This window comes from Leifsonia shinshuensis (assembly GCF_014217625.1).
GTDB classification, from domain to species: domain Bacteria; phylum Actinomycetota; class Actinomycetes; order Actinomycetales; family Microbacteriaceae; genus Leifsonia; species Leifsonia shinshuensis_A.
In genome coordinates this window covers 3,246,063-3,272,873 of the sequence record NZ_CP043641.1, presented here as the reverse complement: position 1 = coordinate 3,272,873, position 26,811 = coordinate 3,246,063, and the positions used below count along the sequence as shown (strand labels likewise).

Annotated in this window: 27 protein-coding genes and 1 riboswitch; of the genes, 13 read left to right on the top strand and 14 right to left on the bottom strand. The window is 71.0% G+C overall.

The window, feature by feature from the left end:
• Positions 1–38: 38 nt before the first annotated feature.
• Genes F1C12_RS15960 through F1C12_RS15945 form a run of 4 tightly spaced genes read right to left on the bottom strand, consistent with a single transcriptional unit; the run spans position 39 to position 5,375 of the window.
• The gene (locus tag F1C12_RS15960) at positions 39–638 is read right to left on the bottom strand and encodes an acyl-CoA-like ligand-binding transcription factor (protein ID WP_185275883.1); all 600 of its coding nucleotides are present in this window, start codon (positions 636–638) and stop codon (positions 39–41) included.
• The gene (locus tag F1C12_RS15955) at positions 619–2,199 is read right to left on the bottom strand and encodes an MFS transporter (RefSeq protein WP_185275882.1); all 1,581 of its coding nucleotides are present in this window, start codon (positions 2,197–2,199) and stop codon (positions 619–621) included. The genes F1C12_RS15960 and F1C12_RS15955 overlap by 20 nt, the downstream gene beginning before the upstream one ends.
• A 54-nt stretch (positions 2,200–2,253) precedes the next feature.
• A complete protein-coding gene (locus F1C12_RS15950; protein ID WP_185275881.1) occupies positions 2,254–3,624 on the bottom strand; it encodes an ABC transporter ATP-binding protein in 1,371 nt (456 codons plus the stop codon).
• 14 nt (positions 3,625–3,638) lie between these two features.
• Entirely contained in the window at positions 3,639–5,375 is a 1,737-nt protein-coding gene (locus F1C12_RS15945; RefSeq protein ID WP_185275880.1) for an ABC transporter permease, read from the bottom strand.
• A gap of 243 nt (positions 5,376–5,618) precedes the next feature.
• Positions 5,619–5,800, bottom strand: a riboswitch (M-box (ykoK) riboswitch).
• 125 nt (positions 5,801–5,925) lie between these two features.
• Here F1C12_RS15945 and F1C12_RS15940 point away from each other — a divergent pair.
• From F1C12_RS15940 to F1C12_RS15920, 5 genes are read left to right on the top strand one after another with little or no spacing between them, the layout of a single operon-like run.
• Entirely contained in the window at positions 5,926–6,525 is a 600-nt protein-coding gene (locus tag F1C12_RS15940; protein WP_185275879.1) for a winged helix-turn-helix domain-containing protein, read from the top strand.
• An 11-nt stretch (positions 6,526–6,536) separates the two neighbouring features.
• Positions 6,537–7,802 carry an MFS transporter gene (locus tag F1C12_RS15935; RefSeq protein WP_185275878.1) on the top strand — a complete coding sequence of 422 codons (1,266 nt, stop codon included), beginning with the start codon at positions 6,537–6,539 and terminating at the stop codon, positions 7,800–7,802.
• Positions 7,803–7,834: 32 nt separating this feature from the next.
• On the top strand, positions 7,835–8,077 hold the full coding sequence (locus F1C12_RS15930; protein ID WP_185279114.1) for a hypothetical protein: 243 nt from the start codon (positions 7,835–7,837) through the stop codon (positions 8,075–8,077).
• Positions 8,078–8,090: 13 nt separating this feature from the next.
• Positions 8,091–8,699 (top strand): GNAT family N-acetyltransferase, encoded by a 609-nt coding sequence (locus tag F1C12_RS15925; RefSeq protein WP_185275877.1) that lies wholly within the window; start codon positions 8,091–8,093, stop codon positions 8,697–8,699.
• A gap of 40 nt (positions 8,700–8,739) precedes the next feature.
• Positions 8,740–10,113 (top strand): sulfatase-like hydrolase/transferase, encoded by a 1,374-nt coding sequence (locus tag F1C12_RS15920; RefSeq protein ID WP_185275876.1) that lies wholly within the window; start codon positions 8,740–8,742, stop codon positions 10,111–10,113.
• Between the two features lie 21 nt (positions 10,114–10,134).
• On the opposite strand, the gene F1C12_RS15915 is transcribed toward F1C12_RS15920, so the two are convergent.
• The gene (locus F1C12_RS15915) at positions 10,135–10,812 is read right to left on the bottom strand and encodes a cation diffusion facilitator family transporter (RefSeq protein ID WP_185275875.1); all 678 of its coding nucleotides are present in this window, start codon (positions 10,810–10,812) and stop codon (positions 10,135–10,137) included.
• Between F1C12_RS15915 and F1C12_RS15910 the strand changes: the two genes are divergently transcribed.
• Together F1C12_RS15910 and F1C12_RS15905 are read left to right on the top strand one after the other, a co-directional pair.
• Positions 10,811–11,257, top strand: coding sequence for a VOC family protein (locus F1C12_RS15910; protein ID WP_258045940.1), 447 nt, complete (start codon positions 10,811–10,813; stop codon positions 11,255–11,257). The two genes, F1C12_RS15915 and F1C12_RS15910, sit on opposite strands and share 2 nt — an antisense overlap.
• A 95-nt stretch (positions 11,258–11,352) precedes the next feature.
• On the top strand, positions 11,353–13,653 hold the full coding sequence (locus F1C12_RS15905) for a prealbumin-like fold domain-containing protein (RefSeq protein WP_185275874.1): 2,301 nt from the start codon (positions 11,353–11,355) through the stop codon (positions 13,651–13,653).
• A gap of 48 nt (positions 13,654–13,701) precedes the next feature.
• Here the strand turns inward: F1C12_RS15905 and F1C12_RS15900 are convergent, their stop codons facing one another.
• Positions 13,702–14,667 (bottom strand): helix-turn-helix transcriptional regulator, encoded by a 966-nt coding sequence (locus F1C12_RS15900; RefSeq protein ID WP_185275873.1) that lies wholly within the window; start codon positions 14,665–14,667, stop codon positions 13,702–13,704.
• A 169-nt stretch (positions 14,668–14,836) separates the two neighbouring features.
• On the opposite strand from F1C12_RS15900, the gene F1C12_RS22750 reads away from it, so the two are divergent.
• Positions 14,837–14,959 carry a hypothetical protein gene (locus tag F1C12_RS22750; protein ID WP_258045939.1) on the top strand — a complete coding sequence of 41 codons (123 nt, stop codon included), beginning with the start codon at positions 14,837–14,839 and terminating at the stop codon, positions 14,957–14,959.
• A 15-nt stretch (positions 14,960–14,974) separates the two neighbouring features.
• Here F1C12_RS22750 and F1C12_RS15895 read toward each other — a convergent pair whose 3' ends face one another.
• Positions 14,975–17,338: an arylsulfatase gene (locus tag F1C12_RS15895; protein WP_185275872.1), complete on the bottom strand. Its 2,364-nt coding sequence runs from the start codon at positions 17,336–17,338 to the stop codon at positions 14,975–14,977.
• Between the two features lie 167 nt (positions 17,339–17,505).
• Here F1C12_RS15895 and F1C12_RS15890 point away from each other — a divergent pair, with 167 nt between their 5' ends.
• Positions 17,506–17,883 (top strand): VOC family protein, encoded by a 378-nt coding sequence (locus tag F1C12_RS15890; protein WP_185275871.1) that lies wholly within the window; start codon positions 17,506–17,508, stop codon positions 17,881–17,883.
• A 12-nt stretch (positions 17,884–17,895) separates the two neighbouring features.
• Here F1C12_RS15890 and F1C12_RS15885 read toward each other — a convergent pair whose 3' ends face one another.
• The 4 genes from F1C12_RS15885 to F1C12_RS15870 all read right to left on the bottom strand — a co-directional run bounded on the left by F1C12_RS15885 (position 17,896) and on the right by F1C12_RS15870 (position 21,060).
• Entirely contained in the window at positions 17,896–18,483 is a 588-nt protein-coding gene (locus F1C12_RS15885) for a ClpP family protease (protein ID WP_185275870.1), read from the bottom strand.
• On the bottom strand, positions 18,480–19,109 hold the full coding sequence (locus F1C12_RS15880) for a ClpP family protease (RefSeq protein ID WP_185275869.1): 630 nt from the start codon (positions 19,107–19,109) through the stop codon (positions 18,480–18,482). The genes F1C12_RS15885 and F1C12_RS15880 overlap by 4 nt, the downstream gene beginning before the upstream one ends.
• An 83-nt stretch (positions 19,110–19,192) precedes the next feature.
• Entirely contained in the window at positions 19,193–19,870 is a 678-nt protein-coding gene (locus F1C12_RS15875) for a VOC family protein (protein ID WP_185275868.1), read from the bottom strand.
• Between the two features lie 44 nt (positions 19,871–19,914).
• Positions 19,915–21,060: an FAD-dependent monooxygenase gene (locus tag F1C12_RS15870; RefSeq protein ID WP_185275867.1), complete on the bottom strand. Its 1,146-nt coding sequence runs from the start codon at positions 21,058–21,060 to the stop codon at positions 19,915–19,917.
• 133 nt (positions 21,061–21,193) lie between these two features.
• Here F1C12_RS15870 and F1C12_RS15865 point away from each other — a divergent pair, with 133 nt between their 5' ends.
• Complete coding sequence (locus tag F1C12_RS15865; protein ID WP_185275866.1) at positions 21,194–21,760, top strand: RDD family protein; 567 nt, start codon at positions 21,194–21,196, stop codon at positions 21,758–21,760.
• A 21-nt stretch (positions 21,761–21,781) separates the two neighbouring features.
• Here the strand turns inward: F1C12_RS15865 and F1C12_RS15860 are convergent, their stop codons facing one another.
• The gene (locus tag F1C12_RS15860) at positions 21,782–22,342 is read right to left on the bottom strand and encodes a TetR/AcrR family transcriptional regulator (protein ID WP_219732626.1); all 561 of its coding nucleotides are present in this window, start codon (positions 22,340–22,342) and stop codon (positions 21,782–21,784) included.
• A gap of 228 nt (positions 22,343–22,570) precedes the next feature.
• On the opposite strand from F1C12_RS15860, the gene F1C12_RS15855 reads away from it, so the two are divergent.
• Genes F1C12_RS15855 through F1C12_RS15845 form a run of 3 tightly spaced genes read left to right on the top strand, consistent with a single transcriptional unit; the run spans position 22,571 to position 25,625 of the window.
• Positions 22,571–23,596 carry a cytochrome c oxidase assembly protein gene (locus F1C12_RS15855; protein WP_219732625.1) on the top strand — a complete coding sequence of 342 codons (1,026 nt, stop codon included), beginning with the start codon at positions 22,571–22,573 and terminating at the stop codon, positions 23,594–23,596.
• On the top strand, positions 23,593–24,444 hold the full coding sequence (locus tag F1C12_RS15850; RefSeq protein ID WP_185275864.1) for a cytochrome c biogenesis protein CcdA: 852 nt from the start codon (positions 23,593–23,595) through the stop codon (positions 24,442–24,444). Before F1C12_RS15855 ends, F1C12_RS15850 begins: the two co-directional genes overlap by 4 nt.
• A complete protein-coding gene (locus F1C12_RS15845) occupies positions 24,441–25,625 on the top strand; it encodes a redoxin domain-containing protein (protein WP_185275863.1) in 1,185 nt (394 codons plus the stop codon). Before F1C12_RS15850 ends, F1C12_RS15845 begins: the two co-directional genes overlap by 4 nt.
• A 24-nt stretch (positions 25,626–25,649) precedes the next feature.
• On the opposite strand, the gene F1C12_RS15840 is transcribed toward F1C12_RS15845, so the two are convergent.
• Together F1C12_RS15840 and F1C12_RS15835 are read right to left on the bottom strand one after the other, a co-directional pair.
• A complete protein-coding gene (locus F1C12_RS15840; RefSeq protein ID WP_185275862.1) occupies positions 25,650–26,291 on the bottom strand; it encodes a methyltransferase family protein in 642 nt (213 codons plus the stop codon).
• The gene (locus F1C12_RS15835; RefSeq protein WP_185275861.1) at positions 26,278–26,769 is read right to left on the bottom strand and encodes a hypothetical protein; all 492 of its coding nucleotides are present in this window, start codon (positions 26,767–26,769) and stop codon (positions 26,278–26,280) included. Before F1C12_RS15835 ends, F1C12_RS15840 begins: the two co-directional genes overlap by 14 nt.
• Positions 26,770–26,811 lie beyond the last annotated feature (42 nt).

Below are 26,811 nucleotides of genomic sequence, written 5' to 3'. Positions count from 1 at the left end.
TGCAAACTCGCCGAACCCCCGCGCAATCCTCACACCCTTCACAGCCGCAGGCCGCCTTCCAGGAACGAGAACGCCTCATCCACCAGCACCGAGAGCTCGGCTGTCGGGTCGTCCGCGAGCCGGGAGAGGACCGCGAACATGCTGCCCACGATCGCCCCGGCGATGGTGCGGACGGCGAAGTCGTCGCGCGGGAGTCCGGCGCGGTCGGCGATCGCCTCCGACACCACCAGCATCGACTGGAGGAGCTGATCGAGCATCACCGCGCGGAGCGCCGGGACGTCGAGGACGAGGGCGAGGCGCTCGCGCTGCTCCTCCACCTGTTCCGCGCTCAGGCCGCGGAAGGCCTCCCGGAGCGCAACCCGCATCGCCGCGACCGGCGGGACGTCCGCGGGCTGGGCGAGGAAGGCGGCGACGATCTGCGGGTCGAAGTCGTCGAACAGCACCACCGACTCCTTGGTCGGGAAGTAGCGGAAGAACGTGCTGGCCGAGACCTCGGCCGCGTCGATGACCTGGTCGATCGTGGTGGCGTCGTAGCCCTGCTCGGTGAACAGGCGCAGCGCGTGCGACTGGATCGCCGCCCGCGTGCGCGCTTTCTTGCGCTCGCGGAGGCCGGGTCTGTCAGACGTGCCGTCCGGCATGCGTGCTCCTTCCGTCCGTGATGGCGGCGGCGGGTGCGGGCGCCGCCGCGAGGTGCGCGCCGCGCTCCACACGCGGCAGGACCACCATCGCCATGATGCCTCCCGCGACCGCGATGCCGGCGGAGACCCACAGCGACACGCTCATCCCCTGGGTGAAGGCGTCGCGCACGGCTGCCGCGAGCGCGGTCGAGTGGAGGCGGTCGGCGACGGCGAGCCCAGCGTAGACGCTGGACTTCGCCGCCGAGGCGACCGCCGACGGCACGGGGCTCGCACTGAACGCAGAGGCGAGCTGAGCCGTGTAGACCGCAGCGACGACACTGCCGAGGATCGCCGTCCCCAGCGGGGCGCTCGTCTTCTGCAGCGCTTGGACGACACCAGAGCCGACCCCGCTGTGCTCAGCGGTCAGCCGGGAGAGCGCGGCGGACATGGCGGAGGTGAGCGCGAGCCCGGCGCCCGCGCAGACCGTCGCCATCCAGAGCGCGATGACCACCTCGCCGGTGGAGGCCGTCGTCCACGTCCCGATCGCGGAGCCCGCTGCGATCACGACGAAGCCGATGGTCACCGTGGCGCGGAAACCGACGGCCGCAGCGATCCGGGAGGCCGGCAGCGCGCCGATCAGCATGCCGCCGACGAACGGGAGCAGGCGCAGCCCGGACGCGAACACGTCCACGCCCTGCACCGCCTGGAAGAACTGCGGCATCACGAACAGTAGCCCGACCATTCCCATGCCGGCGACCCCGGCGAGCGCCGCTCCCCCGGTGAACGTGCGGGAGCGGAACAGCGTGGTGTCGACCAGCGGCGAGCCGCCGCGCCGGGTGAGCGCGACCTCCCACGCGACGAAGCCGGCGAGGATCGCGACACCGAGCCCGAGCGCCGTCAGCGCACCGGCGTCCGACCAGCCGTGCTGCCCGGCCTCGATGATCCCGTAGGTGAACACGACCAGCCCGGCCACCGACGCGAGCACGCCGACCGCGTCGAAGGACGGGCGCTCGGCCGCCTTCGACTCCGGGACGAGCAGCGCCACGGCGACCAGCCCGATCGCGACCACGGGGAGGTTGAGCAGGAAGACCCAGCCCCACCAGAGGTTGGCGAGCATCCAGCCGCCGAGGATCGGCCCGAGCGGCAATGACAGGAAGTTCGCCGCCGAGAACACCCCGACCGCCTTGGGCCGGGATGCCTCGTCGAAGAAGACCGTCAGCGCCGAGAGCGCCATCACCGCGACGCCCGCGCCTGCGACGCCCATCAGCAGCCGCGCCACCAGGAACACCTCGGGCGTCGTCGCGAACGCGCACAGCGCGGAGCCGGCCCCGAACGTCGCGAGCGCGACGAGCAGCACCGCCTTGCGCCCGAACCGGTCGCCGAGCAGCCCGAGCGGGAGCACGGCGGCGGCGAGCATGAGCAGGTAGCCGGAGGAGAACCACTCCAGCTGCGTCTCGGACGCGTGCAGCGCCCCGGCCAGCGTCGGCAACGCGATCGAGAGCACCGTCCCGTCGATCCCGACCGCCAGCACGCTCAGGCTCACGGCGCCGAGCGCCCACCACCTCCGGGTCTCCAGCTTCATGACATTCACCTCCTTTTGTAGTGTAACTCCTTTTTGGAGGTTAATGTCATTTTTCTATGCGCTCTCCTCCTGCTCGGCGTCCGGGTGCGTCGAGAGCAGCAGCCGGCCGGTGTCGGCGTCGTACTCGAACAGCTCGCCGTATCGGCCCCAGTCGATCGCGGTGTCGAGCTGTCGCTGGGCGTCGTCCTCGCCGAAGTGCGCCCTGAGCGCGGTGAGGATGTCGTCGGCGCGGATGGCGCCCGTAGCGGTGTGCCGGAGGTCACGGACGATGCGGCGGACCAGCGGGGCGGCCTCCATCGCGAGGGTCGCGAACTGCTCCTTCGCTCGCAGGAGGTCGGCGGCCGCGTACCGCCGGCCCTGCTCGGTGATCCGCAGCTCGGTTCCCTGCGGCCGGGCCAGCTTGAGGAGCTGGGCGGCGTCCACGACCGGGAGGAGGTCGTCCAGTTCGTAGCGGAGCTCGTCGGCGATCTCGGCCAGGCCCTCCGTCCCGCCGCGCTCGGCGAGCAGTTCGACCAGGCCGCCGAGCGAACCGGTGCTCGCTTCCGGCAGCGGGAAGTCGATCTCGTTCGCGCTCGCGGCCGCCGCCGCGAGGGAGAGGTCGACGGCCGCGCCGGCCGGGCCGGCCCCGCCGGGCGCCGTCGCACGCGGCTCGGCCCGCTGGCCGGTGAGGATGCCGTAGACCTCGTCCACGAGCGCTTCGAACTCCGGGCTGCGGCGGTCCCGCGGCTGCGGCAGGTCGACGGTCAGCTCGGCCTTGATCCGGCCGGGGTTGGAGTCGAGCACGACCACGCGGTCGGCGAGCTGGATGGCCTCCTCGATGTTGTGCGTGACGATCAGCGCCGTGCGGGTCGGGAGGGTGCCGTCGCCCCACATCCGCACGAGCTCGCCGCGCAGGTTCTCGCTGGTGAGCACGTCGAGCGCCGAGAACGGCTCGTCCATCAGCAGCACGTCGGGCTCCACGACGAGGGCACGGGCGAAGCCGACGCGCTGCCGCATCCCGCCGGAGAGCTCCTTGGGGTAGGCGGACTCGAACCCGTCGAGGCCGATCTGGTCAATCGCGCGGAGGGCGCGCTCGCGTCGCGCCTCCGGGCGGACGCCCTTGGCCTCCAGCCCCAGCTCGACGTTCTCGAGCACAGTCAGCCAGGGCAGCAGCGCGAACGACTGGAAGACGAGAGCCGTGCCCGGGTTGGCGCCGTTGAGCACGCCGCCCTTGAACGACACCGTGCCGGAGGTCGGCGCGATCAGCCCGGCGATGCACCGCAGCAGCGTGCTCTTGCCGGAGCCGGAGCGGCCGAGCAGAGCGACGATCTCGCCCTGGTGGATCGTGAGCGAGACGCCCGAGAGCACGGTCTTCTCGCCGCCGTCGGTGGCGAACGACTTGGTGACGTCGCGGACGTCGATGAGTGCGGTGTTCGTGGTGGTCATGATTGGAGCCCTCCTCACAGGCTGAAGCGCTTCTCGGCGACCGCGTACAGGCGGCGCCAGAACAGACGGTTGAGTCCGACGACGAAGACGGACATCACGATGACGCCGACGAGCACGCGCGCCATGTCGCCGGTCTGGGTGGCGTCGGCGATGTACGCGCCGAGGCCGGTCGCGGTGTAGGTGTGGTGGTCGTAGGTGACGACCTCGGCGACGATGGAGGCGTTCCACGCGCCGCCGGCCGCGGTGATGCCGCCGGTGACGTAGGCCGGGAAGATCGCCGGGAGGATCAGCCTCCGCCAGCGCTGCACCCGGCCGACGCCGAAGCTGTCCATCGCCTGCCGCAGGTCGGTCGGGATGGCGCTCGCGCCTGCGATGACGTTGAACAGGATGTACCACTGCGACCCCAGCGCCATCAGCAGGATGCCGCCGTAGTCGAGCGGGATGCTCGTCGCCACGAAGAACGCGATCGCGAACGGGAACAGGAAGTTCGCCGGGAAGCTCGCCAGCAGCTGCACGATCGGCTGGGCCAGCCGGCTGATCCGCGGGTTCATGCCGATGCACACCCCGACCGGGACCCAGACGATGGTCGCGAACAGCAGGATCACGACCACACGGGCCATGGTGACCGCGCCGAGCCCGAACGCCTCCAGGAACGCGCCCAACCCCAGCGAGCGCTGGATGAAGAGGTACGAGGCCACAGCACCGAGCACGATCGCGGCGACGACGAGCACCGTCACGGCGACATCCAGCGTGCGCTTTCGCACCTCCGGCACCCGGAGCGGATGCTCGGCCAGCCCGAACGGCCGGGTCGCCCGGTCGAGCCCGCGCCCGATCGGGGCGAACCCGCGCTCGACGACGCGCGGAAGCCAGGAGCGGCTGACCACGTCGAGCACCACGCTGCGCGGACGGTCGGTCGGGGCGGTGTCCTCCTGGCGGAACCGCTCCGCCCAGGCGACCAGCGGCCGCCAGAACAGGAAGTTCACGCCGAGCACCATGCTCGCCATGGCGACGATCGCCCAGCCGACCCGATCGAGCTGGCCGGCCTCCACCGCCGATGCGACGTAGGCTCCGACGCCGGGGAGTGCGTAGCTGTGGTTGTTAACCGTGATCGCCTCGGAGGCGGCCAGGAAGAACCAGGCGCCGCCGAAGCTCATCATGCCGTTCCAGACCAGCGGGATCATCCCGGACGGGACGTCCAGCTTCCAGAACCGCTGCCACTTCGTCAGCCGCATCAGCCGGGCGGCCTCGTCGAGGTCGCGGGGCTGGCTGGTGAGCGACGCGTAGAACGCGAAGGTCATGTTCCACACCTGCGAGGTGAAGATCGCGAACACCGCCGCCGACTCCAGGCCAAGGGTCGAGCCTGGGAAGAGCGCGATGAACCCGGTCACGGTCACAGACAGGAAGCCGAGGATCGGGACGGACTGCAGGATGTCCAGAGCGGGCAGGATGACTTTCTCGGCGCGCGGCAGCCGGGCGGCGGCCGTGGCGACCACGAAGGTGAACACCAGCGACGCGGCGAGCGCAGCGAACATCCGCAGCAGCGAGCGCAGCGCGTAGTACGGCAGCAGCGCCGGGTTCGTGTCGATGGACGACGGCACTTCGGCGAGCCGCACGGGCGCGGAGGCGCCGGCAGTCGCCTGGATCACCAGGTAGAAGAGGACGACGATCGCGACGGCGACCAGGATGTCGATCCAGCGGAAGCGGACACGGCGGAGCGTGCCGGCGCCGGGAACGGTACGGAGCAGGGGCATGACAAGACCTCCCTGGGCCGCGGCCGGCTGAGGCCGGCGCGGCAGAGAACGACAGGGGACGTGCTGAGGGCGTCGTCGTGCCGCGCGGAGGTCAGGGTCGGCCTGGCGTGGAACGCGTGGAGGCCGCCGTCGACGGAGCGCAGCAGGGACGGGACGGACTATGGTCGTCGCTCACGACGGATCACCTCCTCGCATTCGGGGGCAGGCGTGCGCCAGGCGTCACCCACGGCGGCACGGCCAGGGGCGAGACTCCCACGTAAGAGCTTCGGCACTGCGCGACGTATCCCGCGATCCGACCGGATCCGGGGAAGCCACTTGGGATCACCCCTTAAGCCGGGGAGACCTGTCCTGATCTTGGGCGTCTCTCGACGTCGTCAGATCAGTGGCCTGTGTTCGCGCAGAAGCCTCACCTAACGAAGTTCTGCCGTCGAGAACCGTAGCAGACATCCGCTGCGAGCGGCGCGAACCCTAACGGGACCCTAACGAGACGCCGTCGCCAATATCACAGAAACTCTTTTGCAGAATCTTTTCTGCGATTACACTGCCAGGCATGACCGACGACGCGAACCCGTTCCCGGGGCTGGATCCGGCGCAGGATGTGCTGCTCAGCCCCTCCGCCATGCGCGGGCTGGTCAACCCGCTGCGGCTCCGGCTGCTCGACCTCCTGCAGGCGGATGGGCCGTCCACCGCGACGGAGCTGGGCCGGCGCGTCGGGCAGTCCACGGGCGTCACGAGCTACCACCTCCGCGTGCTCGCGCAGCACGGCTTCATCGTGGAGGACGCCGAACGCGGAAACGACCGCGACCGCTGGTGGCGCGCGGTGCACCGGTCGACCTCCTTCTCGTTCCGCGTGCCCGGAGACGCCGCGACCGAGGAGACCGTCGACCAGGCGGTGCAGTTCGTGCGACTCAACGCCGAGGAGTCGCACCGGCGGGTGCTGGCCTGGGTGGACACGCTGTCCAGCCAGGTGGAAGAGCTGCCGGAGCTGCCGTGGACGGTCAGCGACTGGCCGCTCACGCTCACGGTCGAGCAGGCGCGGGAGGTCACAGCGGCCGTGCGGGAACTCGTGACGCGGTTCCGGAGGGAGCCGGGGGCGGAGGGCGACGGTACGCGGGTGCACGCGCAGTTCCAGCTGTTCCCGGAGCCATGAAGAAGGACGCCGTGAGCGCCACCGGCGCACGCCGCGCTCCGCTTCTCGGACTGATCGGCGCCTACCTGGTCTCCGGCGCGGGCACAGCGCTGTCGGCCATCGCCATCCCGTGGCTCGTACTGGTCACGACCGGCAGCGCGGTCGCCACGGGCCTCGTCGGGTTCGCGGAGATGGCGCCGTACGTGCTGCTGCAGGCGACGGCCGGCCCGCTGGTCGACCGGGTCGGGCTGCGGCGGACGTTCCTGATCGGCAACCTCGTCGCAGCGGCCGCGGTGTTCGGGGTGTTCCTGCTCGGCGCGCTGCACGAGCTCCCGCTCGGCGCGCTGGTCGGGCTGGTCGCCATCGCCGGGGCCGTCCGAGGGGCGGCGGACGCGGCCTCCACGCCGATGATCCCGCCCCTGGCGCGGCTGGCCCGCTGGAGCGACGAGCGCGCGGTCGGCCTCTACTCGGGCGCGAACCGGGCGGCGCTGCTGGTCGGGATGCCGCTCGCGGGCGTGCTGGTCGCGCTCGCCGGGCCGGCGGTCACGATCCTGATCGACAGCCTGACCTTCCTGTGCGCGGTGGTGGTGGTCGCGGTGACGGTGCCACGGATCGAGCAGGTCCCGGCGGAGGCTCCGGCTGCGCCCGCCCCGCCACGGCTCGGCCCGAGCGCGTACTTCGCCGAGCTTCGGGAAGGGCTGCGCTTCCTCCGCGCCGACCGGCTGCTGCTCAGTCTGATGGCGCTGATCGTCCTCACGAACCTGCTGGACCAGGCGATGAGCGCGGTGTTCCTCCCCGTCTGGGCGCACGACCGGGTGCACGACGCGGTCGCGTTCGGGGTGGTCGGCGGCGCCTCCGGGCTCGGGATGCTGGCCGGCGTGCTGCTCACGGCGTGGCTGGGCCAGCGGCTCCCTCGCTGGCTGACGTTCGCCTGCTGCACCCTGCTCGCGTCGGCGCCGCCGTTCTTCGCGGTCGCGGGCTGGACCTCCGTCGTCGCCGTCGCCGCGGTGTTCTTCGTGTGCGGCGTCTTCGGCGGCGTCCCGAACCCGATCATCGGCGCGGTGCAGTACGAGCGGGTGCCTGCGCTGCTGCAGACGCGCGTGCTCGGGGCGATGAAGGCGAGCGCCTACCTGGGCGTACCGTTCGGGTCGCTGCTCGGCGGCCTCCTCGCGCAGAGCGTCGGCCTGACCTGGGCGTGCGTGGCGGCGGGTGTGGTGATGCTGCTCGCGACGGTCGCGCCGCTGGCGTTCCCGGTGTGGCGGCAGCTCGACCGGACACCCGTGCCGGCCGGCGGCTAGAGGCGGCGGCGTGCCGCGCGTACGTTGGCGGCATGTTGATCTTGGTGATCGTCCTCCTCGCGATCTGGGCCGTCCTCGCAGTGATCGGCTTCGCCATCCAGGGCCTGCTCTGGCTGGCGATCATCGCCCTGATCCTCTTCATCGCGACGGCGCTGGTCGCACTGGTGCGCCGGAACACGCTCCGCAGCCGCAGCCAGGGCGGGACGACGACGCAGGGCGGGACGACGACGCAGGGCGGGACGTCCGAGGGCGGGACGGATCGCGGCGCGAACTAGGCCGGTCTCCGGGATGGGCGACGGCAGCGGCTTCCGCGTCCTGCCCGCGACTCCGGAACGCTGGGACGACGTGGTGCGGGTGCTCGGGGCGCGCTCGGCCGGGCCGGACGCCTGCTGGTGCCAGCGGTTCCTGGACGGCGGCGGGCCCGACCACCGAGACGCGCTCCGGATCCAGCTCGACCGCGCGGACGTCCCGTTCGGCCTGATCGCCTACGACGGCGACGACGCCGTGGGCTGGACGCGTGTGATGCCTCGCGCTGCCCTCCCCGGGGTGCTCGCGAACCGCGCGGTGCGCAGCGCGCTGCAGAACGCGGGCGGTCACGACGGCGACGCGGGCTGGTGGGTGACCTGCGTGGTCGTCCGCCGCGAGGCGCGTGGCCGCGGCGTCGGCGCCGCCCTTCTGGAGGCCGCGGCCGAGTGGGCGCGCGACCACGGCGCGACCCACCTCGACGGCCACCCGGTCGACGTCGAGCGCCTCGCCGGACGCCCGTCGGCGGCGGCGCTCTTCACCGGCACGGAACGGATGTTCGCGGCGAGCGGGTTCCGGGAGGTCGCACGGACGTATCCGTCCCGGCCGATCATGCGGCGGGAGTTCGGCGACGTCGCCTCTTCCGGCCGCTGACGCCCGTTGATAGTTTCGGGCTCACGGGAGGGGAGCTGCGATGGCGGATGGCACTGCTCGGCCGAATGTCCTGTTCTTCCATGTCGACAATCTCGGCTTCGGCGAGCTGAGCTGTTACAGCGGCGGACCGTTCCGCGGCACGTGGACCAGCCGTATCGACGCGTTCGCGACAGACGGCGTCCGCCTGACGAACTACGCGCCGGAGGCGCAGTGCACGCCGACGCGCTCGGCGCTGTTGACCGGCCGCTACGCCATCCGCTCTGGCAACCAGGCCGTCCCGCTCGGTGCGCCGGACGGCTGGGGACTCGTCGCCTGGGAGCGGACCCTCGGGGATGTGCTCGGCGATGCCGGCTACCGCTGCGCCGTCTACGGCAAGTGGCACGTGGGCGAAGGCGCAGGGCGCTGGCCGACGGACAAAGGGTTCCGCGAGTGGTACGGCCCCGCGCGCACCTACGACGAGGCCCTGTGGCCAGAAGACCCCTGGTACGACCCGCAGCGCGACCCGGTCTCGCACATGCTGGAGGCGCACGCGGGCGACGCCGAGCCGACCGAGCGCGAACAGCTCACTGTGGCGATCCGCCGCGACTGCGACGCGGAGTACCTCGCGCGCGCCGAGGCGTTCATCCGGGACGCCGCGGACGCGGACGAGCCGTTCTTCGCCTACTTCAACCACTCCCTCATGCACATGCCCGTCCTCCCGCGCGAGGAGTTCGCCGGCGCCACCGGCAACGGCGACTGGGCGGACAGTCTCGCGGAACTCGACGCCGACTTCGGCCGCCTGCTCGACCTGCTCGCCGAACTCGGGCTCGACGGCGACACGATCGTGGTCTTCGCCGGCGACAACGGTCCGGAGGAGGTGCTCAGCTGGCGCGGCACTCCGGGCTACTGGGAGGGCTCGTATTTCGCGGGCGGCGAGGGCAACCTCCGGACTCCGTGCATCGTGCGCTGGCCCGGGCACGTGACACCCGGGGTCGTGACCGACGAGATCATGCACGTCACAGACTGGTTCACGACGCTGGTGGGAGCAGCCGGGGCGGAACTGCCGGCCGACCGGGTCATCGACGGCCGCGACCAGCTGCCCTGGCTGACCGGGGAGACTGCGGAGTCGGCCCGTGACGGCTTCCTCTTCTGGATGGGCTCCGAGCTGTATGGGGCGAAGTGGCGCAACTTCAAGCTCGCTCTGGTCGCGCAGAAGTACTCCACCGATCCCCCTGCCAAGCTGTCGACTCCGCACATCGTCAACCTCCTCACCGACCCGCAAGAGCGCGAACCGCTCGACGTGCGCTACCTGCACTCGTGGACGGCGACGCACTTCAACGAACTGATCGCGGATTTCGAGCGATCGGTGCGGGCGGAGGGGCTGGTGCCGCCGGGCGCGCCGATCGGGTTCGTGCCTCCCGTCAGTCCAGCGTGAGGGAGGCGGCGTTCTTCCAGCTCAGCCCCCGTCGAACTCGACCACCCGCCCGCGCAACGCCGCGACCGCCTTCACGACCAGTTGCACCGCCGCGGTCGCGATCAGCGCCGACACGGCGAGCGCGAGCACCGGGTCGAGCCAGTAGAGACCGCCGGCGGCCAGGATGACCACGCCCGCCACCGCGATCGCGGCCGCCGCGGCGGCGTCGGCGAGCGCGTCGAGCAGGACAGAGCGCATGTGGACGTCCTCCCCCGCGGCGGAGCGGCCCAGGACGAACGCGCCGGCCAGCATCACCACGACGGTGACGAGGCTGACGACGACCATCGGGACGCCCTCGACGGGCGGCGAGCCCTCGCGCAACCGGGACACGGCCTCGATCACGACCATGAGCGTCACGAGCAGCAGCAGGGTCGCGTTGACGAGCGCAGCGATCGCGATGGGCCGCTGGGCGTGCGGATGGTCCGGGCGGCGGTCGCGCAGTGCGACCGCGATCAGGCCGAGAACGAGCGCGAGACAGTCCGCGGCGGTGTCGCCGGCTGCCGCGAGCACGCTCATCGAGTTCGACAGCAGCCCCGCGACGACGAGGCCGACGATCAGGGCGGCGTTCAGGGCGAGCACGATCAGGAGTCGGCGGCGCTGGCTCCAGCGGGGCGGGCGCGACGGGTGGCCGCTCACACGCTCCTTCGTCGGCTCGGCCATGGGGGTATTCTTCCAGCGCCGCGACCGTCGTATCGTGCCGCACATGGAGCTCTCCGCCTACCTCGCCTACCGGGACGCGTCGAGCGCGCTCGACTGGTTCGCCGCCGTCGGGTTCGACGTTGTCGCGCGCTTCGATGCGGCCGACGGGCGGGTGGAGCATGCGGAGGTGCGGGCGGGCGATGCGGCCATCATGGTCTCCACGAGCGACCAGGCGTACGAGTCGCGGGCGCTGCTCGGCACCACGACCGGTGGGGGGCTCTATCTGCGCGTCGATGACGTGGACGCCGTCTTCGCGCGCGCGGTCGACGCCGGGGGACGTGCTGTCATCGCCCCGGAGGACACGGACTGGGGAGGTCGTCGCGCGCGCGTCCTCGATCCCGAGGGGAACGAGTGGAGCTTCGGGACGTACCGGCCCGGGGGCACCACGGCCGCGCGTGACGACTGAGTGAGCCGGGGCGACGCGCCGGATGACCCCCTCGCGCGATCACCCCTATGCACGCGCCCCTCCCCGCACCTAGCGTGTACCCCATGCGGGGGAGCATGAGAAAACGTCGCTTTGCCGCCGCGGTCGGGATCGCCGGGCTGGGCGCGGCGATCGTGGGCGCCGTCGTGCCGGCGTGGACGCCTCCCGCAGCCGCGCAGTCGCCCACCCCGCTGCAGGTCACCTACGTGGCCCGCGTCTGCGACAGCTACGCGGACATCATGGCCAACAAGGCCCGCAACAACATCCAGGAGTCGCTCTTCAACCTCGGTCCGGACTCGACCTACCCGGCCAACGGCATCGTGAACCCGACGGCCGAGGCGAGCGGGTCGCCGAATTGCCGCCCTTACACCGGGTGGCGGTTCTCGACCGGGTCGAGCATCACCGGGAAGACGGAGGCGACCGACTACCTGTCCACCGTGACCGGCGTCTACCGGTCCGACATCGTCACGCAGGCGAGCACGCCGCTGCTGGACGCCCAGGGTCAGCCCGTGCTCGGCCCCGGCGGCGTCCCGCAGACCATCGCGGGCGCGGTGACCGTCCAGTTGAACGCCGCGGAGACCTCCGCGGCCCAGGGCGGCCGCACCGTCTGGGTGGAGGGCGGTACCCCGGCAGCCCCGCTGAACGGCAACCCCGACGTGGGCTTCGGCGCGCTCCGCTGCTCGCAGGACGCCCTCAACGGCGACAACGTCGACGCCGTCACCTTCCCGCAGGCCAGCACGCACGTGTTCTGCTACTACTACCTGGTCACGCCTCCCCCGCCGCCCGGCACCATCACGATCGTCAAGCACGTGCTCGGCGCGCAGTCGGACACCTTCCCGTTCCAGGGGAACATCTCGTACAACCCGGGCGGCGCCTTCACTGTGGCGGGCGCTCCCGGCACGGACGGCTCGATCGACTTGGTCCGCGGGGCCACGCTCGGGAGCCTGACCCAGCCGCCCTGGAGCTTCACCGAGCAGAGCAAGGGCGGCTGGCAACCTCCCGCGCAGGCGTCGTGCGTGTCCGCGAACGGCGCGAGCGTCGTGACCTACTCCGGCGCGACGACCAGTGTGAACCTCGCGCCGGACGACCACGTCACCTGCACTTACACGAATACGCCCACCCCGCTCGGCGACGGCCAGCTCGCGAAGGTGTCGTACGGCGCGACCGGGAGCTTCCCGTTCACCATCACCGGCCCGAGCAACGTCCCGGAGCCGTTCACCGCGGAGACCGCTACGCCGGGCACACCCGTGGTGTTCGCCACCCGAACCGGCGCGCCGGCCGGCACCTACACGGCGACCGAGCAGCAGCCCACCGACTTCTCCCAGACCGGGCCGGGCACCTGGCGGATGACGAACGCCGTGTGCAACGGCGCGGCCATCCCGTTCACCAACACGCCGGGAACACCCGCAACGGCGACGGCGACGTACACAGCGCCGCCGGGATCGGACGTGGCGTGCCTGTTCGCCAACGAGTTCGACCCGTCCGGCGGGATCGACATCTACAAGACGACGCTGAACGGCGTCGGAACGTTCGGGTACGCCGTGCTCGACGACCGAGACAACCTGACCAAGGTCGAGGACCCGGTCGCGACCACGACGACGCCGGGCGTCGAGGTGCAGGCGACGCCGTCCGCCACCGGGCTGTCCGCGGCGCCGGGCTCGCAGTACACGATCCTGGAGTCGATGCCCGCCCCGGACTCCGGAGGCTTCTGGGTGCTCGACTCGGCGACCTGCGGGGCGAACACGGTATCGGTCGACCTGACCGCCGCCAGCGTCTCGGTCGCCCTGACCCCCGGCAGCGCGCAGGCGAGCTGCCACTTCGTCAACCGCTACCAGCCCTACGGCTCGTTCTCGGTGGTGAAGGACACGACGCCCGACACCACGCTGCGCCCGGACGCCGCCACGCTCGCGATCGACTGCTCCGACGACGCGTTCGACGGCGACCTGACCGTCGCGGCGGGCCAGGGAGCGAACGACTCCGGCATCGCGGTGACCGACGCGACGCTCACCTGCACGGTCACCGAGCCGCAGACGGGAGCGGCCGCGAACGTGGATGTCGCCACCAGCGCGTACATCGAGGTGGGCACGACGCGGCAGCCGTACACGCTCGGCGACACGTTCACCGTGGCGCTCGGCGACTTCACACAGGTCGTCGTGCAGAACACGCTGACGGCGGTCACGCCGACGCCGACGCCCACCCCGACGCCGACGCCGTCACCGGTGACGCCGGCGGACGACGGCGGGCCGACCACCCTCGCGGACACCGGGTCGAGCGCGCCGCCGCCGTGGCTGCTGCTCGGCGTCGGCGGCCTGATCGCGGCCGGCAGTGGGATCGTCGCGGCTGCGGCGGCGCTGCGGGGACGCCGGCAACAGTCGTGACCGCGCCGGCCGGCGCGTCGCCGTCGTGCCGATGACCGGACGTCGCCGTCAGCCGCGCGCTTCCGGTGGCCGCCTGTACGCCGCCGTGTACTCCGCGACGAACCGGTCGACCTCCGGGTAGCCCCATCGCGAGGCGACCTCCGCCAGCGCCCCGCGGTCGATCCGCTGCGCGTCCTCCAGCTCGCGGTGCGCCTCCGCGAGCCGCACGCGCCGCAGCTCGGCGAGCGGGTCGCTGTCGAGGTGGCGGCGGAAGGCGATCTCGACCGCGCGCGGCGTCGTTCCCGCCGCGCGGGCGATGTCGCCGAGCGAGATGTCGATGTCCGGGTTGGCCTCGATGAACGCGACCGCACGGCGGACGGTCGCGGGGTGCGCGTCGTGCTGATCCCGCCACGTCGGCTCCGGTGTTGCGGTGTTGGCGAATGTCGTGAGCGCGGCGGCCGCGAGGTTGCGCACCAGCGCGGAAGTCACCAGCGGCGGCGGCTCGAAGGCCGGGTCGTTCAGCATCCGGTCGACGAACCGGCTGACCGCGCGCCAGTGCCTCGCGTCGCCCTCGCGCGGCGTCGCCGCCAGGAAGCTCACGGGAGCGGCCTCCGCCTCGGGGTCTGGATTGGCGACGTCGTCGAGCACCGAGCATGGCAGAGTCGTGGTCAGCACCCGGATGTCGTGGGTGCTGGAGGTGAACTCGGCGTCCGGGTAGTTGGCGATGTAGACATCCCCGCGCCCGTACCGGTCCACTCCGCCCGGATGCTCGAGCTCGAACGTCCCGTCGAGGAGGGTGTCGATCACCACGTAGTCGTCGCCGCGCACCGAGTAGGAGAGGTCGCCCGGCGCGACGGCGCGCGCCGAGATCAGCGGACCGGCCGCCACCATCGACACGTTCAGCGGCTCGGCGGGCGCGCTCGGCCGCGGCAGCCGCATCCGCCAGCCGTAGGAGTCGTCCAGGAAGTCTCTCGTCTCGAGCGGGTCGGTGCTCGAGAAGTCCACCCGCCGGGGCGGGTCGTGCTCAGCGACCATCTTCGCCTCCTCGGGATCGGATAGGCGAGTTCGCTGCCTCGCATTCTAGAACTCGGGGCGGTGCGAAGACAGGGGTCGGGACCAGGGTCGCCCTCGCCGGAGGTCGGGAGTACGGTTCCCGGCACGGCAGGCATACCCGCCGGTGCGCACAGAGGAAGGACGACGAACGATGACCGATCGCGACGCACGCCACCCCGACCCCGACGACCTCCCCGACGGCTCCGGCACGCAGTCGGAGGATCCCGACGACGGCGCGGACACCGCGTCGGGCGGCGGGGCGGACGACCGCTAGCGCGCCCTCACCTCCTCACTGCCGCAGCATCGCCGTCAGGTGCAGCTGCTCCGGGTCAACCAGGTGGCCCTGACCGTCGTCGCCGCCCACCACCCGGATCACCTTGATCGTGCCCGTGAAGTCGTTGCCTGTCGCCGGGTAGTCGGTGACCACGCGGGAGCCGGTGTCGCGGCCGACATCGTTGGTCTCGTCCAGGTTGAACGAGGTGATGTGGGTGCGCTCCACCCGTCCGGAGGCCGTCTCCGCGCCGTCCACGAACAGGGTGACCGTGCCGCCCTTCCCGACCCCTCCGCCGTCGTAGGCGAACTCCATCCGCAGCTGGTGCTCGCCCGGCGGGACCGGCTCGCCGCCCGCGATGCGGGTGACCTGGTAACCGACGAAGTTGTAGGCGTAGGCGAGGGCGCCCTCCTTCAGGTAGAGCACCCAGCCTCCGGTGAGGCCGCCCTGGCCGAGGATCACGCCCTCCGCGCCGCCGTCCGGGATGACGACCTCGGCGGTGACGGAGTGCGACCGGTTCTTGAGGTTCACGACGTTGTCCTCGCTCAGCGAGCGCATCCCGGCGAACAGGAGCTGCTCGTCACCCTCGACCAGCTCCGGCCGCCCGGCGATGCGCGGGGTGAGGCGCTCGAGGAGGCGGTCGTCCAGCGGGAACACGTCGAACCGGCTGGCCTGGATGAAGAACAGCCGCTGCAGGGCCGCCAGCTTCTCGGGCTGCTCGGCCGCGAGGTCGTGGGACTGAGTCCAATCGGAGTTGCCGTCGTACAGCTCCCAGACGTCGTCCTCGAACGCCGGGCCGCTGCCGGTGAAGTGCCACGGCGTCCGGTGCTTGGTCACCGCCGACCAGCCGCGGTGGTAGATGCCGCGGTTGCACATCATCTCGAAATACTGGGTGTCGTGCCGCTCCGGGGCGTCCGCGCTCGCGAAGGTGTAGGTCATGCTCGTGCCGTGCAGCGGCTCCTGCGTCACGCCGTGCACCGTCGCCGGCGCCGGGAGCCCCGCGGCCTCCAGCACGGTCGGCGCCACGTCGATGACGTGCGTGAACTGCGAGCGGAACCCGCCGCCGTCGGCGATCCCGGCCGGCCAGTGCACGATGGTCGCGTTGCGGGTGCCGCCCCAGTGCGACGCGACCTGCTTGGTCCACTGGTAGGGAGTGCAGAACGCGTGCGCCCAGCCGACCGCGTAGTGCGGGTACGACTCCGGCCCGCCCCACTTGTCGAGCTCGGCGGTCATCACCGCCGCGGTCTGGAGGTCGTCGCCGCCGTTCGCGGACACCATCGCCTTGAACGTGCCGTCGATGCCGCCCTCGGCCGAGGCTCCGTTGTCGCCGATGATGTAGAAGACGAGCGTGTCCTGGAGGATGCCCTGCGCCTCCAGGTCGTCCAGCAGCCGGCCGACGTGGTGGTCGGTGTGCTCGAGGAAGCCGGCGTAGTTCTCGGCCTCCCGGCGCAGCACCGGCTTCAGCTCGTCGGGCATGTCGTCCCAGGCGGGGATCTCGTCGGGGCGGGCGGTCAGCTCTGCGTCCGGCCCGATCGCGCCGACCTCCTTCTGCCGACGGAACGTGCTCTCGCGCAACGCGTCCCAGCCGTCGTCGAACGCGCCGCGGTACTTCGCGGACCACTCGGGAGGGACGTGGTGCGGCGTGTGCGTGGCGCCCGTGGCGACGTACGCGAAGAACGGCTTGTCGGGCGCGAGCGCCTTCTGCTCGCGGATCCACTCGATGGCGTGATCGGTGAGGTCCTCGGTCAGGTGGTAGCCCTCCTCCGGCGTGCGCGGCGGGTCGACCGGGGTCGTGCCCTCGTGCAGCGCCGGGTAGTACTGGCTCGCCTCGCCGCCGATGAACCCGTAGAACTTCTCGAACCCGTTGCCGGGGCTGGGCCAGCGGTCGAACGGGCCGGCCGGGCTGGTCTCCCACTGCGGCACCTCGTGGCACTTGCCGAAGTGCGCGGTCGCGTAGCCGTTGAGCCGCAGGATCTCCGCCAGCGGCTGCATGGAGTTCGGGCGCAGCGACGAGTACCCGGGAGCGCTGGTCGCCAGCTCGGTGATGGAGCCCATCCCGACCGCGTGGTGGTTGCGCCCGGACAGCAACGCAGCCCGGGTCGGCGAGCAGAGCGCGGTGGTGTGGAACCGGTTGTAGCGGAGCCCGGTGGCCGCCAGCCGCTCGGCGGTCGGCATGTGCACCGGCCCGCCGAACGCGCTCGACGCCCCGAACCCCACGTCGTCCAGCAGCACGATGAGCACGTTCGGCGCTCCGGCCGGCGGCCTCAGCCGCGTGATCGGCGGATAGGAGGTGTCCGGATCCTTCGCGTCGAACGTGGTGAACCCGGCATCGCGCCGATCCGGGATCGGAAGGGAACCGCGCTGAATGCCGTCGTCGGCCATGATGACCCGTCCTCCCGCCGGCGGACGGGCCGGCTCGTGCGCATCATCGAACGGGAGGCGGCGGGGCGTCTAGAGGGGGTCGTGGGCGTTTTCGGCCCTTCCCTCCGCACAGCGCGCTCACCACGCCGGGGCTGGCGCCGCCCGCCGCCCGATCCGATACTGGGCGCGTGGAGATTCTGCAGGTCGCACAGCACGCCGACGACCTCGACCGCGCCGCCGCGTTCTACGAGAACCTGCTCGGCGAGTCGCCCGCCGCCCGTTTCGACCCGCCCGGGCTGCTGTTCTTCAACATCGGCATCGGCCGCCTCCTGCTGGAGAAGGGCGCTCCGTCGGCGCTGGTGTACCTCCAGGTCGACGATGTGGCCGCACTGGTCGAGCGGTTGCGCGGCGATGGTGTGCGGGTGGTCACCGAGCCGCACGTCGTCTTCACCCACCAGGACGACACGATCGGCCCAGCGGGAAACGACGAGTGGATCGCGTTCATCGAGGACAGCGAGGGGAACACGGTGGGGCTCGTGAGCTACGAGCCGCGGCATGATCCGTGAGGCGCTGGATCCTCACCGACGTTCGATCACATGGTCGAGCAACCCGTAGTCGCGGGCCGAGGCCGCGGTGAAGACGCGGTCGTGGTCCGTGTCGGCTCGCAATGTCTTCACCGTCTGTCCGGTGTGACGGGTGAGCACCTCCTCGATGTCGGCCCGCATCCGCACGACCTCGTCGGCCTGGAGGATCAGGTCCGGGATCGCGCCACGGCCCTGCGCGGCCGGCTGATGGAGCACGATACGCGCGTGCGGCAGCGCGGCCCGCTTGCCCGCCGCGCCGGCGGCGAGGAGGACGGCGCCGACCGAGACCGCCTGACCGACGCAGGTGGTCGCCACCTGCGGGCGGATGAACCGCATCGTGTCGTAGATCGCCAGCATGGCGCTCGGATCGCCGCCCTCGCAGTTGATGTAGAGCTGGATGTCGCTGTCCGGACTGGTGGAGTCGAGGTGGAGCAGCTGTGCGATCAGAGCGTTGGCGACGCCGGCGTCGAGGGCCGTGCCCAGGTAGACGATCCGCTCGGTGAGGAGGTGCGAGTAGACGTCCATGATCCGTTCGCCACGGGGATGCTCGGCGATCACGTTCGGGATCGTGTAACTGCTCATCGCGCACCTCCATCGAACGGGGAGAGACGCCCCGGCGCGGCTCCGGCAGTGGGTCTGAACTGGTCGAACGATCGCACGATCGTGTCGATGAAGCCGTACTCCAGCGCCTCCTCGGCGGTGTACCAGTGGTCGTGGAGGGAGTCCTCGAAGACGCGCGCGAAGGGCTGGCCGGTGTCGTCGGCGATCAGCTCCAGGACGGTGTCGCGCGTGTGGCGCAGATCGTCGGCCTGCAGCTCGATGTCGACGGCGGTGCCCGCGATTCCCGCGGAGCCCTGATGCATCAGCACGCGAGCGTTGGGGAACGCTTTGCGCTTGCCCTTCGTCCCCGCCGAGAGCAGGAACTGCCCGGCGCTGTAGGCGATCCCGAACACGAGCGTCGACACGTCGTTCGGGATGGTGTGCATGATGTCCCGGATCGCGAGCATCGCCGGGACCGAGCCGCCCGGCGAGTGGATCCACAGCGAGATGTCGCTGGACTCGTCCTCGGTCGCCAGGCTGATGAGCTGTGTCGCCAGCAGCGTCCCGTTGTCGTCGTCCAGCGGGCCGTCCAGGACGAGGACTCTGCGCTCGTACAACGGACTTCGCATCGCCTCGGAGAACACCGGAACCTTCGGAGAATCGCTCATGCGACCAACACTCCTCGCTGTCGAGACCCACGGGCACGCTCTCTGCTGTCAGCAGTGTCGCTGACAGCAGAAGCCCCCAGCACTCAGCCGACGAGGCGCACCGTCGCCGCGCCGGCCTCGAAGACCGCCGGTGCGGCGCCGCGAGCCACCACGGAGATCCGGCGCTGACCCGAGGGCCGATCGGTCGTCGGCAGCCAGGGGCGCCCCGGCTGCACCAGGATGAGCAGTCCGTCTCGATCGCCGACCGGAGCGAACGCCGGGGCCGGCGGCGCAGCGAAAGGACGGACGCCCGCGTCCTCCGCTGCCTGCGCTGTCGCGATCACGTCGGGGACGGCGAGACCGACTTCGCTGACGTTGAGCAGATCGGCGCTCGTGAACGGTCCGGTTGCTGCGTGGTCGCGGTCCCGGCGCGCGATGAGCTCGAGGACCGAGCCGGACGGGCCGGAGAAGTAGACGGAGCGGGAGTTCCATCCCGGCGGCCCCTCGATCTCGTCCTCACCGTTCAGCAGGAGGAGCGGAACGCGCTGGGTCAGCCAACTCTTCGCCTCCGCGAACCTCGCTGCCGGCACCTCGAACGCGAGGTGGTCGAACCCGGCGTCCTGGCTCTCCTCCCGCTCGAACCGGAGCGTGGTGCTTCCGACCTGCACCTCCACGGCGGCGCGGTCGCTCGTGTACGCGGCCGGCAGTCCGAGGATGTGCGCGTAGAACTGTTCGCACTCGTCCAGGTCGGAGGCGTGCGTGGTGACGTTCAGGATCTGCATGGGGCTGCTCCTTCTTCTCTCTCGATGTCCGGTGATGCGGAGGGTCACCGTAGTTCGGCGATGCGCATCGCGGCGGCGCGGCGCACCCGCGCCGAACCGAGCGCGAGGCCGAGCACGGTGTTCCGCGCCACGCGTCCCGCCCAGGGGCGCAGCGTCGCGGCTGTGGTCATCCGGTCCGTGAGCTTCACGACCTCCCTGGCCACCGGCCGGCGACGTCGTTCGTAGCCGTCGAGGTCCGCCGCCGGGTCGTCGTGGAGGGCGGCGGCGAGGGTGTCGGCGAGGTCGATGGCATCCTGGATGCCCGTGTTCATGCCCTGCCCTCCGGCGGGGCTGTGCACGTGCGCGGCGTCGCCGACGAGGAAGAGGTCTCCCGATCGGTACTGCGCGGCGAGCCGATGGTGCACCCGGAATCGTGACGTCCACTCCACAGCCCGGACGGTGCTGTCACCCGGTCCCCGAGTCGAGAGCAGGGTCTGCAGGTAGTCGAGCGACGGGGTCTCTGGCGCGTCGTCCGCTGTCGCCACGATCCGGTGGTGGCCGCCCGGGAGCGGGGCGACGACGACCAGCCCCGCCGGGGAGAAGAACAACTGCACTTCGGCTGACGGCAGCGGCCAGTCGAGGGTCACGTCGGCGAGGACGAAGGACTGCGCGTACTCGCCGCCCTCGAATGCGATACCGGCCTCGGATCGCACGGTGCTCCGGAAGCCGTCCGCGCCGACCACATAGCGCGCGGACACGGTCTGCTCGCCCTCCGGTGTCGCGAGCACGACCTCCGCACCGCGGTCGGTGGGAGAGACGGCCAGCGCCGTGGTGCTCCACTGGACCTCTCCGCCGAGCTCGGCGAGCCGGTCCCGGAGGACCTCCTCGGTGCGCCACTGCGGGAGCATGAGCGTGTACGGGTGCTTCGTCGGCAGGCCGGAGAAGTCGATACTGCCCAGCACCCGCTCGCGATCCCGGAGCGTGAAGACCGGGACGATGACCCCGTCGCTCACGAGCCGGCCCGTCACGCCCAGGGTCTCCAGCTGTTCCAGGGTGCGTGCGTGGATGACGGCGGCCCGTGACGTGTTCGCGCCCATCGCATTTCCGTCGACGACCTGCGCCGTCACGCCGTGCTGAAGGAGTCGGGCTGCGGTCGTGAGGCCGGCGGGGCCGGCTCCGACGACCAGAACGTCGGGCTGTTGTGGATTCATGATCCCCCCTCGATGTCAACGCATGTTGGCCTACATTTGTTGACTTTACCTTCGAGCGCGGTCACGGTCAACCACGGCCTCCGCAGCGGCCGAGTGTTTGCTTGCCCGGACGGCGGATCGGTAGCCTGCGCGAATGGCGAAGCATCCCTGGCGGAGACTGGCGGCGTGGTCGGTCGACTGCGTGTGCATCCTCGGGTGGTGCGCGATGATCGCGGCGGTCGGCGTCCCGCTGTATCTGTCCGGCGGGCTGCACCGTCTCGACCCGTTGGCACTCAACGTGGTGTCGGCCGCGCTCGTGGTCGTCCCCGTCGCGGTCGGCCTGAGTGTCGCGGAATCCGTTCTCGGCGGGGCGACGCCGGGCAAGCGGCTGTTCCGGCTCGCCGTGCGGGATGCGGCGACCGGAGGCAGAGTCCGATTCTCGAAGGCGCTGCTCCGGAACTGCCTGAAGGTCGGCCTGCCCTGGGCAATCGGACACGCGGCGGTGATCGGGATCGTGGCGGGCGGCCCCGGCGATCCGTCACCGGCCGTGGACGTACTCCTCGTGCTCGCCTACGCCCTGCCGATCGTCTACGTCGTCTCGCTGTTCCCCGGCTCGGGACTCACGCCGTACGACCGGGCCGCTGCGACGACCGTCACCCTCGTCGCGGCGCGTACGGAGGAGAACCCGGCGCGCACCGTCGATCAGGCCGGCTCGCGCTAGTCGAGCGACGGCGGCTCGGGGTCACGGCGCGGGTTCGACCAGATAGCGCTGGATGGTCGGGCCGAGCCACGCTACGGCCGCTGCCGGCTCCAACGCCACGATCGGCGGCAGCAGCAGCACGTACCTGCACAGGGCGAACCCGAGCACCTGGCTGGCGATGAGTCCGGCCCGCTCGGTCGCCTCGCGCTGGTCGACCGCTCCGGAGGCGGCGACGATCGGCTCCAGCTGCGTTCGGAAGACCTCGGTGACCCGTTCCGCTGCGGCGCTACCGGAGAGAGCCGACGAGAGCAGCACCCGGAGCGGCGCCGACGTCTCCGCCTCCCAGGTGTCGACGAAGTGGGAGGCGACAGCACGCCCGAGCTCATCCCGGGGAACCGCGGAGAGATCCGGGATGCGCAGCTCGACCGCCGTGGCCGCCTCGAAGAGCCCCTCCTTGTTCCGGAAGTACCGCATGACCATCGACGGATCGATGTGCGCCTCCGCCGCGACGGACCGGATCGTCGTCGCCTCGTACCCCCGGGCGGCGAACTGCGTCTGCGCCGTCCTGAGGATCCGCTCCCGCGACCGCTCCCCTCGCTGCACCGTTCGTCCCTTCGCCCGGTCCCCCATCCTATGTCAACGGCTGTTGACGATGGCAGCACGTCGCCGCTCATCGCCACTGTTATGAAACGCGCGCGATCGCTGAAGCCTTCTGACGCTCACAACTCGTCGCGGGTTATGAGAAAGACGTGTATTCTTGCAACTGTTGCAGAAATGCATTAATCACTCTGCGCTGCACGTCATGACAGGAAGAACCTCGACGCCGTGATCATGCCGACACCGCCACCCGGCGGCGACTCCTCCCCGCTTCACGCGATGACGGGGCTGATGTGGATGCCCACCGCTCCCCCGACGTTCCCGCGGATGATCGCGTTCCATCCTCAGCCGGTGCCCGTGATTCCTGCCCTGATGCTCGTGCTGCTGATCGCCTACTTCGCCGGCGTGGTGCGACTTCGCCTGCGCGGCGACCGCTGGCCGGTGCACCGCAGCGTGCTGTGGGCGCTGGGCATCGCGACGGTTCTGGCGATGACGGCCACCGGTGTCGACGGGTACGGGATGGAGTTGTTCAGCGCGCACATGGTCCAGCACATGGTGCTGTCGATGCTGGCGCCCGTGTTCCTCGTGCTCGGAGCTCCGATCACGCTCACTCTCCGCGCACTCCCGGCGAGACCGGCCGGTCGGATCTCGGCGCGCTCGATCCTGTTGGCGGTCCTGCACAGCCGACCCGCCCGGTTCCTCGCTCACCCGGTGACGTCGCTCTCGCTGTTCCTGGTCAGCCTCTACGGCCTCTACTTCACGCCGATCTTCGACGTCCTCATGGGCACCATGTGGGGACACAACCTGATGCTGCTGCATTTCCTCGCCGTCGGATTCCTCTACTTCTGGTGCGTGCTGGGCATCGACCCGAGCCCGCGCCAGGCGTCGCGCGGGCTCCGCCGTTATGCGGGACCGACGGTGCGGATCCTGGAGCTCGCGGCCACGGCGCCGTTCCACGCGTTCTTCGGGGTGATGCTGATGATGTCGGTCGCTCTGATCGTGGGGTTCTATCGCCAGCCGATTCCCGGCTGGGGCATCGCGCCGCTGGCCGACCAGGCGGTGGGCGGCGGCATCGCCTGGGGGTTCACCGAGATCCCGACCCTCATCGTCCTCGGTGTGATCTTCCTGCAGTGGCAGCGTTCCGATGAGCGCCGCACCCGGAGGATCGAACGCTCCGCCGCCCGCGCCGAGGCCGAACGGGCCGCATACAACGACTACCTCGCGAGACTGGCCTCCGCGGACGAACGGCGCGGCCTGTGAACGCATCCGACCTCGTCTACTCGTTCGCCCTCGGACTCGCCGCAGCATTGAACCCGTGCGGCTTCCCGCTGCTGCCGGCCTATCTCGCGATCTTCCTGGACGGCGAGGACACGGCGGTGCACGCCCGCATCCTGCGAGCGCTGCGGGCGGCGGCCGCGATGACCAGCGGCTTCGTCCTGGTGTTCGCCGTCGCCGGTCTCGCCGTCGCTGCCGGCCTGAGACTCGGGCTCGCCTGGACACCCTACTTCACTGCTGCGCTCGGACTCGTCCTCCTGGTCGTCGGGGTCTTCAGCGTTGCCGGGAAGTCCGTGCGCCTTCCCGTCATCGCCCTGCCGTTCCGATCGGGGAAGGGGCCGCTGGCGATGGCCGGGTACGGTGCGGCGTTCGCAGCCACATCCCTCGGCTGCACCCTGCCGCTCTTCCTCGCCGCCGCCTCTCCCAGCGTCACCGAGGGAGCGGCGCTCGCAGCACTGACCGCGGCCGTGGCATACGCGGTCGGGATGGGGATCTTCGTGGCCGCCTGCAGCGTCGTCGCCGCACTGCTCGGCGCCGAAGCAGTCCGGGTCGCCGGACGGCGCTTCGCCCGCTTCGTCCCGCGGATCGCGTCGGTGCTGCTGATCGTGGTGGGCGTCTACCTGCTCGCCTACGGCACCCGCCTGGTGGTTCAACCGGCCGGCGAGCACACGCTCTCGACGTATGTCGCCGGCGTCGCCGACGCGCTCGGTTCCGCCGTCTCCGCCCACCCCCTCATCATCGGCGCGACCGCCACGCTCATCGTGGTGGCAGCACTGTCCGGCATCGCCATCGCCCGCCGGCGACGCACCCCCACCCCTCCGGAGCAGCAATGACAGCACGACCCACCCGCACCTGGCCCATCGTCGTCGCGGCGGTAGCCGTCCTCGCCGCATTCGTGGCCATCGTCATCGCCGCAGCCCAGCCGCCCTCCACTGCGGCATCGCCCGCGTCGCCCCCGGTCGCACCCGGCATCTCGTCCGCGGCGGCCGATCTCATCCAGCTCGACCCGCTCGGCGGATCCACCGTGCATGCACCCGCCTACAGCCTCGTCGACCAGACCGGCCGGACGATCACTCCCGCGTCGTTCCGCGGTCGCGCCGTCGTCCTCACCTTCAACGACGACCAATGCCAGGACCTCTGCACCCTCCTGGCCGAGGACGTGGCCCGCGCCAACACCGACCTCGGATCGTCGACGCGGAAGATCGCCTTCGTCTCCATCAACGCGAACCCGTACTATCCGGCGGTCCGCGACGTCGCCGACTGGACGAACGAGCACGGTCTCGGCTCGGCGGACGACTGGTACTACGGCACCGGCACCCCGCAGACTCTCGCCGCCGTCGCACAGGCCTACGGCGTCCCGATCGAACTCGACGCCGCCCAACGGTCGGTCGTCCACGGCACCGAGATCTTCTTCATCGACCCCTCCGGCGTGGAGCGCGCACTCGGCCAGTTCGGCACCGACTCGGCCAGCACCGCTGCGTTCGCCCACACCATGGCCCAGGAAGCCGTCGACCTCCTCCCGGCGTCGCAGCGCCGCACCGTCTCCGGCGCCGCACCGGCTGATCTCGCCGCCGGGAGCACGGGAGTCGGCTCCAAACCGGCGCCGTTCAGCCTTCCCGCCCTCACCGGCAGCGGCCGCTACCGCAGCTCCACCGGCGGCGAATACACGGTGCTGAACTTCTGGTCCAGCACCTGCACGGCCTGCGTGACCGAGCTTCCCGCGATCCAGAAGGTCGCACAGGAATTCAGCGGGCGGGCAGCGTTCCTCGGCGTCGACGTCTCCGACCAAGGAGCGCCGGCTCGGGCGCTGGCGACCCGTTCCGGGGTGTCCTTTCCCCTCGCAGCGGACGCGGACGGCGCCATCGCCGGCCGGTTCCGCATCACCGGCCTGCCGTACACGGTCATCCTCGATCCCTCCGGCCGGGTCGTGATCCGCCATCCCGGCGCCTTCACCGCCGAACAGCTCGAGTACATCCTGCAGACCCTGATCCCGGCCACGGGGGCTAACGGCTAGGCCGCGGGAACGCGCGCTCCCTTCTCACCAGACGAGCGGGATGTAGCGGGCGGTCTTCTGCGCCCACTGGTCGAACTCGTCACCATAGTGCGCGCGCAACCGACGGTCGAGCGCGGGAACGGCGGCGAAGACGAATCCGACCGCCATGATCGCCGGAATCACGAGAGCCACCCAGGATCCCGTGATCGCGGCGAACCCGGTGAACAGCAGAGTGTCGCCGAGATAGTTCGGGTGCCTGCACCACGCGAACAGGCCCCGGGTGTAGAGGTGCCCACGGTTCTCCGGCCGCGCCTTCCAGGCCCGGCGTTGCAGCTCGGAGAACGTGTTCATCCAGGAGCCGAACACATATAAGGCGATCCCGAGGATCGTCCACCCGTCGAGCGGTCCGGGGACGTGCATCGCGACCAGCCCCATCGTGACGTGGATGACGAGCATCCACCCCCCGACCAGCGCAGCCTCCGGGTATCCGACCGGACGCTGCACAGTGACGTACGTCGTCACGATCACCCGGAGGACGTACACGAGCGAACAGCCCACCACGAGCCAGGCCCGTTCCGGTGTGGCGACGGACAGCGGGCCGAAGACCAGGAACGCCGCCGCCACCGCGCCGAGGACATTCGCCGCCGTCAGCGTGGCGCGCGGGCCGGGACGGTCAGTCGAGCTCATCAGCGGAACTCCCGACCAGCTCGGTGTCGTCGAACCACACGGGCTCTTTGTAGAGTCCCGGCCGCGCTCCATCGAGCGGCCGGGACGTTCGCAACACCCTGCACATCGACCACAGCACCGCCGAGAAGCGCACCGCGTCGTTCGCCAGCGGATTGTCGACGGTCGCCGACGCCCAGAGAATGACTTCCGCCCGATTGTCCCCCGACACAATCGCGGCGACGAAAGCCTCGAGCCAGGGGTCGCGTGGTGCATCCGGTTCGGCGGGCGCCGATCGTGCGAGGAAGCGGCCCAGCGTGTGCGCGAGCAGGAAGGCGTTGCACCGGAACCAGGTCTCCTCGGACGAGAGTCGCACCGAGGCCACCCACTCCTCCCACGCGATCTGGTCGGCGCGGGAGGACAGCAAACTCTCGACGCTGGCCGCGAAGTAGTTCTGGACGTTCGCCTGAGTGACCGCGAGGGCCGTATCGGGATCCTTCATCGCATCTCTTTCTGGTGAGTGGTGGCCGCATCCCCACACGGC

What these genes read in the sequence shown, in the direction of transcription:
- F1C12_RS15960 (WP_185275883.1), bottom strand. Translation starts at nt 638, where the DNA reads ATGCCGGACGGCACGTCTGACAGACCCGGCCTCCGCGAGCGCAAGAAA.
- F1C12_RS15955 (WP_185275882.1), bottom strand. Translation starts at nt 2,199, where the DNA reads ATGAAGCTGGAGACCCGGAGGTGGTGGGCGCTCGGCGCCGTGAGCCTG.
- F1C12_RS15950 (WP_185275881.1), bottom strand. Translation starts at nt 3,624, where the DNA reads ATGACCACCACGAACACCGCACTCATCGACGTCCGCGACGTCACCAAG.
- F1C12_RS15945 (WP_185275880.1), bottom strand. Translation starts at nt 5,375, where the DNA reads ATGCCCCTGCTCCGTACCGTTCCCGGCGCCGGCACGCTCCGCCGTGTC.
- F1C12_RS15940 (WP_185275879.1), top strand. Translation starts at nt 5,926, where the DNA reads ATGACCGACGACGCGAACCCGTTCCCGGGGCTGGATCCGGCGCAGGAT.
- F1C12_RS15930 (WP_185279114.1), top strand. Translation starts at nt 7,835, where the DNA reads ATGTTGATCTTGGTGATCGTCCTCCTCGCGATCTGGGCCGTCCTCGCA.
- F1C12_RS15925 (WP_185275877.1), top strand. Translation starts at nt 8,091, where the DNA reads ATGGGCGACGGCAGCGGCTTCCGCGTCCTGCCCGCGACTCCGGAACGC.
- F1C12_RS15920 (WP_185275876.1), top strand. Translation starts at nt 8,740, where the DNA reads ATGGCGGATGGCACTGCTCGGCCGAATGTCCTGTTCTTCCATGTCGAC.
- F1C12_RS15910 (WP_258045940.1), top strand. Translation starts at nt 10,811, where the DNA reads ATGGGGGTATTCTTCCAGCGCCGCGACCGTCGTATCGTGCCGCACATG.
- F1C12_RS15915 (WP_185275875.1), bottom strand. Translation starts at nt 10,812, where the DNA reads ATGGCCGAGCCGACGAAGGAGCGTGTGAGCGGCCACCCGTCGCGCCCG.
- F1C12_RS15905 (WP_185275874.1), top strand. Translation starts at nt 11,353, where the DNA reads ATGAGAAAACGTCGCTTTGCCGCCGCGGTCGGGATCGCCGGGCTGGGC.
- F1C12_RS15900 (WP_185275873.1), bottom strand. Translation starts at nt 14,667, where the DNA reads ATGGTCGCTGAGCACGACCCGCCCCGGCGGGTGGACTTCTCGAGCACC.
- F1C12_RS22750 (WP_258045939.1), top strand. Translation starts at nt 14,837, where the DNA reads ATGACCGATCGCGACGCACGCCACCCCGACCCCGACGACCTCCCCGAC.
- F1C12_RS15895 (WP_185275872.1), bottom strand. Translation starts at nt 17,338, where the DNA reads ATGGCCGACGACGGCATTCAGCGCGGTTCCCTTCCGATCCCGGATCGG.
- F1C12_RS15885 (WP_185275870.1), bottom strand. Translation starts at nt 18,483, where the DNA reads ATGAGCAGTTACACGATCCCGAACGTGATCGCCGAGCATCCCCGTGGC.
- F1C12_RS15880 (WP_185275869.1), bottom strand. Translation starts at nt 19,109, where the DNA reads ATGAGCGATTCTCCGAAGGTTCCGGTGTTCTCCGAGGCGATGCGAAGT.
- F1C12_RS15875 (WP_185275868.1), bottom strand. Translation starts at nt 19,870, where the DNA reads ATGCAGATCCTGAACGTCACCACGCACGCCTCCGACCTGGACGAGTGC.
- F1C12_RS15870 (WP_185275867.1), bottom strand. Translation starts at nt 21,060, where the DNA reads ATGAATCCACAACAGCCCGACGTTCTGGTCGTCGGAGCCGGCCCCGCC.
- F1C12_RS15865 (WP_185275866.1), top strand. Translation starts at nt 21,194, where the DNA reads ATGGCGAAGCATCCCTGGCGGAGACTGGCGGCGTGGTCGGTCGACTGC.
- F1C12_RS15855 (WP_219732625.1), top strand. Translation starts at nt 22,571, where the DNA reads ATGCCGACACCGCCACCCGGCGGCGACTCCTCCCCGCTTCACGCGATG.
- F1C12_RS15845 (WP_185275863.1), top strand. Translation starts at nt 24,441, where the DNA reads ATGACAGCACGACCCACCCGCACCTGGCCCATCGTCGTCGCGGCGGTA.
- F1C12_RS15840 (WP_185275862.1), bottom strand. Translation starts at nt 26,291, where the DNA reads ATGAGCTCGACTGACCGTCCCGGCCCGCGCGCCACGCTGACGGCGGCG.
- F1C12_RS15835 (WP_185275861.1), bottom strand. Translation starts at nt 26,769, where the DNA reads ATGAAGGATCCCGATACGGCCCTCGCGGTCACTCAGGCGAACGTCCAG.